This window comes from Candidatus Angelobacter sp. (genome assembly GCA_035607015.1).
GTDB lineage: Bacteria > Verrucomicrobiota > Verrucomicrobiia > Limisphaerales > AV2 > AV2.
Genome location: DATNDF010000144.1, coordinates 1 through 11,993 on the forward strand (window position 1 = coordinate 1; position 11,993 = coordinate 11,993).

Here is an 11,993-nt window from a genome sequence, read left to right on the forward strand (position 1 = left end):
GAGCAGAATTCCGCCGTGCGCATGAAGGGTTTGAGAAAAGTCTTCTTGTGGAATTCCGGCTTCGCTTTCACGAGCTGCTGGTTCACGTATTGCAGAAAGCGATTCGTGCTGTACGCGAAGGGATAATGGATCGGTTCGTCAATGGTGTAATCCGCGTTGCCGCGCGTGCTGTTGACGTGCGTGATGGCGTGACAGGACGTGCAGGTGATGCCGGCCTGCGCGGTGGGATGATGCACGTCGTCAAATTTCGGGTCGTCAAACGCTCCGCTGAAAAACGGAACCACATCGTGGCAACCCGCGCACCAGCGGGCCGCCTTCACGTTCCCGTCGCGCTGGAGCGCAACCCGACGCGTCTCGCGCACGCTGAACAGATACGGCTTGTTGTTGAACGAGCTGAAATGGTGAGCGCTGTGGAACCAGCCTTTGTAGGCATCCTCATGGCACTTCAAACAATAGTCGTCCATCATCATTGTGCGGGCCGGGATGAAGTTGCCCGTCGCGGTCCGGGCGAGTGACGGTTCGAAGTATTTCTTTCCCTCCACGGACCCGACCTGGTTCTTCCTCGGGTGCGCCGAGTGGAGGAGCACCATTCCCAACACGATGGCTCCGACAGCCGCGGCCCAGCGCAGGCCGACCTGCCACTTGATCCGCGGCCCCGCCAGGCGATGCAAGATGTAAAGCCAGATTGCAAACAGCGGCGCGATCACGTGCGCCCAGTATGCGACAGACCGCGCCTGGGGATTCTTGAGTCCGACGTTTTTGAACTGGAAGATGTCAATGCGCGTAAGCAGCAGTCCTGTCACCAGCACGACCAGGCTCGTGGCGAAAAGCAGATAGCCCACCCTGACTGCGCGGCGGTTGGGCCGGTCATGTGCGTTCCGGATGTGAATGGCACCGAAGATGACCACCGGAAGGACGAGCAACAATCCCAGCGCCAGGTGGGCGCCAAACATCACCATATAGAACCAGTTCTGATATGTCTGGTTGGCTCCCGCCTTCAGCCATTCCAGGAAGGTAATCGCGCTGAGATAAACCGAATTGGCGGCGAGCACCGCGACCAGCCCAAAAATACAGAGCAAAAGGACTCGCAGTTTTGGGCCGACCGCCCGCACGTATCTTTTTCGGGACGGGGTCGAAGGGACTGGGTTTTCAATGCTCATGATGTCCGAACAATTTCACATTTCGTCGACAAAAGTTCATCCGCCTGGTTCGGCTTCGCCCATTAATTCAATAGCTAAACGTGGCCTGGGCGTAAAGGTAATCGGCATCCCTGGCACCCCCCGATCCCGCAAGTGAACTTTTCACGTAGCTGCCGGCGAAAAAATGACCATAGCCGCCCTGCAAAACCGCGCATGTCTTGACGGCGTACGAAACGACCATTTCCACTTCCGATCCCACGTAGCGGCTGTAACCGGGATTGATGCCATAGCCCCCGCCGGGAGTCGGAGCCAGCCCGCCCCGCCGCGCGCCGGACACGGTGTAAAAAGAGTCGTGGGTGTCGGCCAGCCAGAAGGCGTGGCCGTCCAGCGCAACGGTCAGCGGCCTGGCGGGTCTCAGCGAGCCGCTGACGCGGACGTCGTGAATGTTCTGCCACGAAACGAAATCCATGGCGCCGTAAAATTTGTGATTTGACGGGAAGAGATTGTCGAACGTCCCGTGCTTGCTGTCATTCGGATTGTTGTCGCCGGAGGAATAGTTGTACTCAACGCCCAGGCGGGGTGAACCGGAAGCGTTCTTCCATGTGTAACCCCCGGCAACGTGCGCGGCCAATGCCTCCTGATCGAGGGCCGGTCCGGCGACCGTTTCCTTGTAACGTCCAAACTGGCCCGCCAGTTCGGCTTCGTAGTCCCAGCCGCCCGATTGTCCCGGCAACGATTTGACGCGCAGTCCGACGGTGTAAATGTCGCGGGGCGTGGCTCCGCCCGGTTGGGGAGCAGCGCCCGCGTTGGCGTCGGGGGAGCCAGCGCCGGTGTTCCGCGCGAGAAAATAAAGCTGCGTTTCCTGCCGGGGAATCAACGTTCGCGTCGAGGCGTAAACACCGGAGAACCAGTCGTAATCGTTCGCGACGTCAAAATTGTTGTCGTCGATTAGCACGACACGGCCCGCGAAGCCTTCCACCCAGACATCCCGGGTTTCAAATCGCAATTTGGCGGCGTCGAACGCGCGCGGCGCGTTGAGCCAGTCGGCGGAACCGACCAGGCGTTCGTCCCCATAAATCATTTCCTGACGACCAATCTTCGCCACCAGAGGAAATTCCTTGAGGTTGCCAAGTGCGATATAGCCTTGATGCAGATCGAACGGGCCGTTTGATTCCGGATTGGGATTACGATCGTCGCCGGTCGAGGAACTCCCCTGCCCTTCGACGAATGCGCCGATCCAGTCCATCTTGAATCCAAGATGCACCCGTTCGCGCAGCAACAGATACGTGTTGTCCGGATTGCCGCCGACCTTCCGAAAATCCACTGCTCCGGCCTGTCCGGCGGCGGCAAAATACTCCTTGTGCTCCTCGCGCACGCGAAACTGACCGCCAAGGTCCCACGCGTTGAAAATGGCTGACTCACTGCGCAGCCAGTCATTGACCAGGCCCGCACCGGGGGTGATGGCAGCAGCGGGTTTGGACATCGGCGGAGTTGCGGTACCCAGACGGTTGGTCGAGGTCACGGATTTGTCGTCGGCACGGGAGAAATCAGAACTCGAAGCCAGCAGGGTAAAGGAAAAAACAATTCGTTGCGCCACAAAAAGTCTGGTCGTTGCCATTTGGTTTGGTCGGAAACCAGACTTGAAAACGCGGAAAAGTGAAATGCCTTGGGGACAGATTGGGCCACGACAGGGGCGAAACGGAGTTATCGAGGGGTGAACAATGGGACAGGAGTCCGTCCTTGCATCGAAACTTCGCCGCTGGCCAGCCCTCAAAGTTGGGATCCGCACACTCTCTCGGGAACAATTTTGACTTTCTTACGCCGGCACGGGTAATTAACCTGAAGCAACTTCAAAAGCGTATGGACCACTACCTTGAACGCGTTGTTGACCTGCTCGATCCCTCTCTCAACCGCATCTACAACTTGACGCTTGATGAAGCGCGCAACCGTGTGCTTTCGGGCAAACCTGCGGCCGTTCGGGAAATCGACGGCTCATTCGCGTTGCTCGCGCAGGAAGGTAAAACCGTTCGTATGGCCCGCTCGCTCGATCGGCCCATGCGTTACTTTCTTGCCAAACGCCAGGAAGGCCCGGCGCTCATCGTCGCCGACCGCATCGACTCGATTCATCAAAAGCTCCGAGCCGAAGGACTCGACAACCAGTTTCATCCCAGTTACACGCGCATGGTACCGGCGCATTACCTCGTGGAAATCCAACTCGTCGGGTGTCCGGATCCCGATCCGATCTACACCCGTTTCTTCACACCACAACGCAACTCGCTTTCAACCGACCTCGACGAAATCGGCCGCCGCTACATCGGCGCGCTCGCCGATGAAATCGCGAAATGGCTGAAACAGATTCCTCAGCCGCAACCTTTGGGCGTTGCGTTCTCCGGTGGCATAGACAGCGGCTCTGTGTTCCTCGTGACGTATCATGTCATGCGCAAACTCGGCATGAACCCGTCTCGATTGAAGGCGTTCACATTGAACCTCGGCGGCGGCCCGGATTTCCAGCAGGCGGGCGAGTTCCTGAGCCGGCTCGGACTAGGCCTGTTTCTCGAACCCGTCGAAGCCGGTCTCGACGCCATCGATGTCGCCGAAACCATCCGCATCCTGGAAGACTACAAGCCCTTGGACGTCGAGTGCGCTTCAATGGGCATCACCCTTTGCCGCGGCATTCGTGCGCGCTACCCGGGTTGGAAATTCCTCACGGACGGCGACGGCGGCGATGAAAACCTCAAGGACTATCCGATCGAGGAGAATCCCGAGCTGACGATCCGCAGCGTCGTAAATAATCTCATGCTTTATCAGGAAGGCTGGGGCGTGGGCCGCATCAAACATTCGCTCACCTACAGCGGCGGTTTAAGCCGCAGCTACGCGCGCACATACGCTCCCGCGAAGCATTTCGGTTTCGAGGGTTTCAGCCCGTTCACCCGGCCGCAGGTCATCGCGGTGGCCGAGGCGATTCCTTTCGCGACGCTCACCGACATGTCGGTCGAAAAACTGTACGCGCTCAAGGGCGAAATCGTTTCGCACGGTGTCAAAGCCATTACCGGATTCGACATGCCGGTTTTTCCCAAACGCCGTTTCCAACATGGCGCGGTGACGAAGGAACATTTGCGCCGGCAGATGCCTGATCAGGAAACCATCCTTCGGCGGCAGTTCTTGTCCCTCTACGCGTAGGGGTCGCGGGCAGGCCGTTTTCTGCCTTTGCCTGGCGAGTTGTGCGGGCATAGAGTCGGGCGCATAGGCGCGCTTAATGAAAGCCCCGACCAACATCTCTGATCCTCAATCCATTCCAATGTTATGGAGCTTGCTATGATGGGTGCGCCGCAATGATTCGCCGCTTGGTTGAGTCATTGATCGTCCAGGGATATGAACATCATGCCATCGCCGACCGAATTAAGCGCGATGGTAATTACGTGGATTTCTCCGCGTTGATTGCAAAAGCGGCTGCGGAATCGAAGCTCGGATTGATTAGGAATACAAAACGCATTCTGCCCGATCTGAAATTCTTCGGATACCTTGCTGCGAACAACAAGAGAGCTCTCGTTCGTAAAGACGACATAGACAGACTTCATCATGCAACTCGTTCTGCCATCGAGGAACTCGTCCAAAGTATTTAGCGGCGACCTGGTGCCCGACCCGTTCTGCGGCTGCAGCACGACGAGTTTGACCGGCTTTACGCTCATCAAAATGTCTCGCAAGACATCTACACACTTGGATGGATCCTTGGTTGACTTTGAAGTGAGCACGCCGGGTCAGGGGACCCGGCCTACGAAACGTCTGCCGCACCTGTAGGCCGCGTGCCCTCACGCGGCGATGATGTTGTCTCCCGCTTCCGCATCCTGGCTGGCTTATTTGCCTCCGGGCGATTGCGTGGTTGCGAATTGATCGGTCAGCATCGGGCCCAGCTTGTCCACCAGACCTCCGGGTATGACCTGCCGCCAGCCGTCGGCGTAGCGATGGTATTGCAGGTCGCCGTCGCGGACGCGGCCATCGTCGTATTGCCATTGCCCGTGCACAATCACGTCGTCGGGACCTTGTTGCGTTTGTGACAGCACGCGTATTCCCGCCTCTTGTGTCGTTGCCATTTCGAGCGCCGCCATCATCTGTTCGGAAGACTGATAGCCAGCTCGAACGGACTCCGGCAACGACGCCAGCAGCGCGTCGGCTTTGGCCTTCGCCTCGGCGTCCAACACGATCGCGTTGGCGAGCGCGTTGGTATCGCGATTGGCCTTGGCCCAGTGCAGGGTTTCAAAAGCCGATTCGGGCGCCGCCGTACCGACGTTGTTCCACGAGGTCACGGGAATCAGACCTTCCAACAAACCGGTCCTGGAATCGGCGTTTGCATCGCTCTTTCCCGACGCGGGAGTTTGGGAACCCGACAAGGATTGGAGACGCCGGACCTCTGCCTGCGCCGCGGCCAGTTCCCGTTCGCGTTGCCGGTTGGCGGCGGTCTGGCCGCGCAAACGCATCAATTCAGCGTGTTCATTTCTCAACCTGGCCAGTTCGTCGGCATCCGTTTGCAGCGCGGCCAGTCGCCGGTTCTCTTCGCGCAGCCGCACCAGCTCCGCCGACTGTCGGCGAAGTCCCTCGATTTCCGAGCGGAGCCGCGCGTTGGTTTGATACTGAAGCACCACGGGCGTGGCGACACCAGCGGCGACGACCGCGCTGACAATTCCGATTTTCAATTTGGTCAGGCTCATAAGTTTTAGGACGGTTAAAGTTGTGACGGTCACTGTCGTCGCGGCACCCGCGAGCGAAGCAGTGGTCACCGCGGCGGCAAATCCGGCGGGCGCTGACTGAACCGCGCCAGCCGTGATTCCAGCAGTCAATGCCGCCGAGGACAGAGTGATGCCGCACCGCGCGAAATAACGCCGCAGTTTTTCCAAGGCGCGCGTCACGCGTTTGCGCGCGCCCTCCTCGCTGGTGCCGAGTGCCTCGCCGACTGACCGGAGGTCTTTGCGCTCAAAGAAGCGAAGGGGGACGGCGTCCCGGTCCCTGGCGCCGAGACGCGCCACGGCGTCGTCGAGGACGGGACCGAGTTGGTCCCAATTCGTTTTGGTTTCAGCGGATGCTTCCTGCATGGTGATAACCTCCCATTCACGGTTCACCCGACGACGTTCGGCGCGCGCGACTTTCGCCGCCGCAAAACGCGTGGCCTGGTAGAGCCAGCCGGTCAGAACCACACGACCTGACAGGGCGGCGGCCTTCCGCGCCAGATCGGCAAAGACCATTTGCGTTATGTCTTGCGCGAGGTGTGTGTCGCCGGCGACCTGCCGCAAGGCCGCGGAATAAACCAGGTCAACGTGCCGCGACACAAGCTCGGCAAAAGCGGCCTCTGAACCTTTCTCCGCGTAGCCGCGTAACAATTGAGCGTCGGTGTTCACGTCTGTTCCACTTTATAGCACCCGCGGACGCTCAAAGCGGACGGAAAATTTGATGTTGTTCGAGGAAATTCGATGGCGGTCCGAAAGAGTGGATGGATCTAAAGCCTGAAAAACAGAGTAAGGTTATTGCGGTGTGCGATGGCTTGCCGACGTCACGCGGAACGGATAAGATTCCCGGTCTATGCGATGTTTCCCGCTCCGCTTGATAGCGGGTGTTCTCATATTGATTTCGCTCAGTGTCACCGTTGCCGGCGATCGCCCTTCGGACAAGCGACTGCTCGTCATCGCGCCGGAACGCTTCCACCCAGCATTGAAGGAATTCGTCCGCTTCAAGCGAAAGCAATTGCCCACGGAACTGATCTCCCTTGAAAAGGTGCTGACGAAATCGAAAGGCGTGGATGATCCGGAAAAGATAAAGCGGTTTCTCTATCAGGAGTGGCGTGCGCAACATCTCGGTTACGCATTGCTGGTTGGCGATGCGGATGTGTTTCCAGTCCGATACATGGTGTTGGACCGCGTGACGCCGTCTGCTTTCGATTATGCATTCTACCCGTGCGATCTTTATTACAGCGATCTCGCGAAGGCTGATGGCGGCTTCGACGACTGGAACGCGCGCAAGGACGGCTTTCATGCGGCCTATTTCGGCGAGGTGCGCGGTGAGAAGAACAAGTCCGATCCGATCAATTTTGACGAAGTGGATTATCGTCCGGAAATTGCCGTCGGTCGCTGGCCAGTGAGCACGATCGAGGAAGCCCGCCTCGTCGCCGCCAAGACGATGCATTACGAAGAACGCGTTTTGAATGGAAGCGTTCCGGGCGAACGACGGGCGGCGTTTCTTTCAGTGGGAGGCTGGGTGGACAGCCGGCCATTGCTGGACAAATTGGCCGGGAAGATGCCCGCGGGCTGGTCGGTGGAGAAGCGGTATTACCACGATGGCAATCGCGACTTGAGCGCGCCGCCGCCGACCGAGGCGCAAATCGACGGGTTGCTGAACGAGGGCGTGGGCCTCGTCTGCCACACCGGCCATGGAAACGACGATGCCTGGGAACAATGTTTTTTCCTGTCACACCTGGACCGCGTGAAGAACTCGGACCGTTTGCCGGTGATGATTTCCATCGGTTGTTCCACGGCACGATTCGCCACGCTGCCGCCTTACGAACCTTATGTGGACGTGACCGGCAAGGCGCATGAAGGAACCAACAACAAGGAGGTGTTCACTGAACCGCCTCCGCCGCCCGCGTGTTATCAGAGTGGCCGCTACAATCCGTCGGGCCTGGGCGAACAGTTGCTGCGCGGCGGTGATAACGGCGCGGTGGCTTACATCGGCTGCAATACAGGCAGCCAGCCATGCGCGCTGACGCTGCTGGAAGGCTTCATTGACGCGTTGCACCGCGCGAAGGAGCCGCGCCTTGGAGACTGCTGGGCGAACGCGGTAGCTTACTACTACGAGCACCAACGCCTCGCAACACTCAAGCCCAACGAAGATTGGTATCCGCCGAGCATCTTTTTTCAGGGAATGAAGTTCATGCTGTTCGGTGATCCTTCGTTGCAGATGCCTCCGCCTGAACGAGAGAAATGAATAAGATTTCGAATTTGCCTGAGGTCCACGGCGACTTTCAACCGCACCTGCCTTGACCTCACAATATCCAGAGGAACCTCGCCAGCGGGATCAATGGATACTTACGCGGCGCGGCGGGCGGAACCAGCTCGATCCGTTCAAGCCCCACGCGTTTCATGTCGAAGAGGAGCGTTCGGAATCAGGCGCAATTGTGTCGGTGGCGACGATCTTCTTAACGAATCGCGAATGCCCGTGGCACTGCCTGATGTGTGATCTGTGGAAAAACACGCTGACCGAAACCGTGCCGGCGGGCGCGATTCTAAAACAGATTGATTACGCGCTGTCCAGGATGGGCGGGTTCGGCTTCGTTCCGCCCCCCAAATCCGGCTCTGCAAAAAAGGTTCGCGGTAATGACGGAGCTGTCCTTCCCATCAAAAAGATCAAGCTCTACAACAGCGGAAGCTTTTTCGATCCGCAAGCCATCCCGCCGGATGAGCACGAAGGCATCGCGCGGCGCGTCGCGGAGTTCGAGCGCGTGATCGTTGAGTGCCATCCGGCGCTCGTCGGCAAATCGACGCTACGATTTCAAGAATTGCTCCGTGCCGCCGGCGGTGATCGCCGAACTGCTCCAACAAAACTTGAGGTGGCGATGGGCCTGGAAACGGCGCATCCGGAAGCGTTGAAGAAGCTCAACAAACGGATGACGCCGGAACAATTCCGGCGTGCGGCTGAATTTCTGAAAAGGAACGGCATCGCTCTGCGCGTCTTCGTTCTCGTCAAACCTCCGTTCCTGAGTGAAAACGAGGCGCTGAACTGGGCAAACCGTTCGGTTGATTTCGCCTTTGATTGTGGTGCGACGGCAGTATCTCTCATTCCCACGCGCTTTGGCAACGGCGCGCTGGAAGCGCTGGCTCAACAGGGCAGGTTTTCTCCGCCAGAGTTGGCGACGCTCGAAGCCGCTTTGGACTACGGCGTGGGATTGAAACGCGGGCGTGCCTTCGCTGACTTATGGGACTTGGAAAAATTTTCCGAGTGCGGGGAGTGTTTCGAGCGGAGGCGCGCGCGCCTGCAGGAGATGAACCTGGGTCAGACCGTCCTGCCGCGGGTGGTTTGCGCTCGTTGCGGAAATAAGGCCCGAGGAAACCGCTCATCTTCCGGCGCATTGTGAAGGCAGACTTCGACATCGCAGTGGTTGGCTCAGGTTTTGGCGGATCGCTCACGGCAATGATCGCCAGACAACTGGGTCGCTCCGTGATCATGATTGAACGTGAGAGTCATCCGCGCTTTGTCATCGGCGAATCATCCACACCGCTCGCCAGCCTGCTGCTGGAGGAACTGGCGGTGCGTTACGACCTGCCAAGGTTGCTGCCGCTGACGAAATGGGGGGCATGGCGGGCGGCGTATCCGCGAATCGCCTGCGGCTTGAAGCGCGGCTTCACGTTCTTTCATCATCGTATCGGCGAGTCGTTTACCCGGGACCCCGAACGTCGGAACGAGCTGCTGGTTGCCGCCAGTCCGCGTGATGAAATCGCGGATACACATTGGTATCGCGCGGAATTCGATCATTTTCTGGTCAGCGAAGCACAGGTCATGGGAGTGGAATACCTCGACCGCGCGAGGCTTGAAAACGTGTCTTTCAGCGGCGGCCGCGTGACGCTTGATGGCGAACGCGACGGACAAGGGATCTCCGTTGGTGCCCGGTTCGTCATTGACGCCACCGGTTCCCGTGGATTCCTGCACCGCTCACTGCAACTATCCGAAGCGCCGTTTGAAAACCTTCCGACCACCCAGGCTCTCTTCTCGCATTTCGCCGGTGTAAAACGGTGGGAAGATGTGGCTGGCGCTTCGCGCAACAATGCCGGCATGGAGGGGCCGCCGTATCCGGTGGAGGACGCAGCAGTGCATCATGTTTTCGACGGTGGCTGGATCTGGGTGTTGCGTTTCAACAACGGCATCACCAGCGCGGGAGTTGCGGCCACGGACGAACTGGCAAACGACCTGGGTCTTGCGGAAGGCGCCTCCGGATGGAGCAGATTGTTGCGGCGGCTGCCCACGCTTCGCGAGCAGTTTGCCGGTACCTCTCCACAATTTCCGTTCGTTCACACGGCGCGTCTTCCCTTTTGCAGCGGAGTCGTTGCGGGTCCGCGCTGGGCATTGCTGCCCTCAGCCGCAGGATTCGTGGATCCGCTGCTTTCTACCGGGTTCCCGTTGACGTTGCTCGGGGTCTCGCGATTGTCCGAGATTCTGGAGACCGGCTGGGATTCGCCCGGTGTTGAACAGCGGCTGACCAGTTATGCGCAACGCACGATTCAGGAACTCGACGTGGCGGCGCGGCTCGTTGGAGCGCTCTACGCCAGCATGAATGATTTTTCGCTGTTCACGGCGCTCTCGCTGCTTTACTTCGCCGCATCCACTTTCTCGGAGACCGCGCGCCGGTTGAACCAGCCGGAGCTGGCGGGTGGATTCCTGATGCACGATCATCCGCGATTCGGTCCGAAACTTCGGTCCTGCTGCGAACGAGCGGCACACCTGCGTGAAAACGGCGGTATGACCGCCGCAGCCAGGGCGGAATTGATCGACGACATCTTTCTTGCCATCGACCCGATTGATGTGACCGGGCTGGGTGACCGGAGCCGGCGGAACTGGTTTCCCGTGGACGCGCGGGACCTCTTCATGTCGGCAGGTAAGCTTGGGGTCGGCGAAACTGAGATCAAGCAGCTGTTGACGAGATGTGGTTTCTTTGGCGCATAGAGGTGTTTTCCAGGATGTTTTCAACCTCCTTGCAGCACCGGGAAACATGGGATAATCTCCCAGCGTGAATATCAGGCTTGCAACGCTTCTCCTGTTCGCTGTTGTTTCAGGAAGCAACATCTCCGCAGGCTCCGGTGAGTACGCGACTGCGCCGAAAAAGAAGGTTTATGTCCTCCCGATCCGTGAAGATATCATGCCGCCACTGGTTTATCTGGTGCGCCGCGGTGTCAAGGAGGCGATGGACGCGAAGGCTGACTTGCTTGTGCTCGACATGGATACCAACGGTGGGCGCGTGGATGTGACAGAGGAAATCATTGAGATTCTGAACAACTTTAAAGGCCAGACTGCGACGTTCGTAAATAAAAAAGCCTTTTCTGCCGGAGCTTTCATTTCGATTGCGACACAGAAGATTTTCATGGCACCGCAGAGTGTCATTGGAGCCGCTGCGCCCATCATGATGGCTCCTGGTGGCGGAGTTCAGGACATGCCGGAAACGATGCAGGCAAAAATGAATTCGGCGCTGCGAGGGCTGGTGCGCACGTCGGCCGAGAAAAACGGTTACAATGTTGAAGTCGTCGAAGCGATGATCGACAAGACAAAGGAATTGAAAGTTGACGGGAAGGTTCTGAACGAAAAAGGTCAGATTCTGACACTGACGAACACCGAGGCGGAGCACGAATATGGAGACCCGCCGAAACCGCTTCTTTCCTCCGGCACGGTGGAGTCTGTCGAAGCGTTGCTGGACAAACTTGGTTACGCGGACGCCGCGCGCGTGGACATCAAACCGACCGGCGTCGAAAGACTGGCGACGTGGATCAACATGATCAGCCCGCTGTTGCTGATCATCGGGATTGCCGGCATTTACATCGAATTCAAGACACCCGGATTTGGCCTGCCAGGCATCGTGGGCATCGTGGCGTTCGCGATTTACTTTTTCGGCGGTTACGTCGCCGGATTGTCCGGGCTGGAATGGATCGCGGTTTTTTTGGTCGGGCTGGCGCTGGTCGCACTCGAGTTGTTTGTGTTTCCCGGGACTATGGCGTTGGGACTGGGTGGAGCGGCGCTGATGGTGATCGCGCTGGTGATGGCAATGGTGGACACGTATCCGGGAATGCCGGCGCTGCCCACCTTCAAGATGCTGCAACTGCCGCTGCG

Annotated in this window: 9 protein-coding genes; 6 read left to right on the forward strand and 3 right to left on the reverse strand. The window is 58.6% G+C overall.

Annotated elements, in window-relative coordinates; all coding sequences use genetic code 11:
• Together VN887_05860 and VN887_05865 are read right to left on the reverse strand one after the other, a co-directional pair.
• On the reverse strand, nucleotides 1–1,160 hold a 1,160-nt coding region (locus VN887_05860), incomplete at its 3' end, for a multiheme c-type cytochrome (GenBank protein HXT39530.1).
• 67 nt (nucleotides 1,161–1,227) lie between these two features.
• Entirely contained in the window at nucleotides 1,228–2,757 is a 1,530-nt protein-coding gene (locus VN887_05865; protein ID HXT39531.1) for an alginate export family protein, read from the reverse strand.
• 242 nt (nucleotides 2,758–2,999) lie between these two features.
• On the opposite strand from VN887_05865, the gene VN887_05870 reads away from it, so the two are divergent.
• Both VN887_05870 and VN887_05875 read left to right on the forward strand, forming a co-directional pair.
• Nucleotides 3,000–4,319: an asparagine synthase-related protein gene (locus VN887_05870; protein HXT39532.1), complete on the forward strand. Its 1,320-nt coding sequence runs from the start codon at nucleotides 3,000–3,002 to the stop codon at nucleotides 4,317–4,319.
• A 152-nt stretch (nucleotides 4,320–4,471) separates the two neighbouring features.
• Entirely contained in the window at nucleotides 4,472–4,762 is a 291-nt protein-coding gene (locus VN887_05875) for a hypothetical protein (GenBank protein ID HXT39533.1), read from the forward strand.
• Between the two features lie 231 nt (nucleotides 4,763–4,993).
• On the opposite strand, the gene VN887_05880 is transcribed toward VN887_05875, so the two are convergent.
• Complete coding sequence (locus VN887_05880) at nucleotides 4,994–6,529, reverse strand: sigma-70 family RNA polymerase sigma factor (GenBank protein ID HXT39534.1); 1,536 nt, start codon at nucleotides 6,527–6,529, stop codon at nucleotides 4,994–4,996.
• A 223-nt stretch (nucleotides 6,530–6,752) separates the two neighbouring features.
• Between VN887_05880 and VN887_05885 the strand changes: the two genes are divergently transcribed.
• The 4 genes from VN887_05885 to VN887_05900 form a co-directional block, all read left to right on the forward strand.
• Entirely contained in the window at nucleotides 6,753–8,108 is a 1,356-nt protein-coding gene (locus VN887_05885; protein HXT39535.1) for a C25 family cysteine peptidase, read from the forward strand.
• Nucleotides 8,109–8,160: 52 nt separating this feature from the next.
• On the forward strand, nucleotides 8,161–9,255 hold the full coding sequence (locus VN887_05890) for a radical SAM protein (GenBank protein ID HXT39536.1): 1,095 nt from the start codon (nucleotides 8,161–8,163) through the stop codon (nucleotides 9,253–9,255).
• A complete protein-coding gene (locus VN887_05895) occupies nucleotides 9,252–10,838 on the forward strand; it encodes a tryptophan 7-halogenase (GenBank protein ID HXT39537.1) in 1,587 nt (528 codons plus the stop codon). The genes VN887_05890 and VN887_05895 overlap by 4 nt, the downstream gene beginning before the upstream one ends.
• A gap of 64 nt (nucleotides 10,839–10,902) precedes the next feature.
• Nucleotides 10,903–11,993: ATP-dependent Clp protease proteolytic subunit (locus VN887_05900; protein ID HXT39538.1), on the forward strand; the 1,091-nt coding region annotated here is incomplete at its 3' end.

Coding starts and splice junctions, on each gene's coding strand:
- VN887_05870 (HXT39532.1), top strand. CDS start 3,000: ATGGACCACTACCTTGAACGCGTTGTTGACCTGCTCGATCCCTCTCTC.
- VN887_05875 (HXT39533.1), top strand. CDS start 4,472: ATGATTCGCCGCTTGGTTGAGTCATTGATCGTCCAGGGATATGAACAT.
- VN887_05865 (HXT39531.1), bottom strand. CDS start 2,757: ATGGCAACGACCAGACTTTTTGTGGCGCAACGAATTGTTTTTTCCTTT.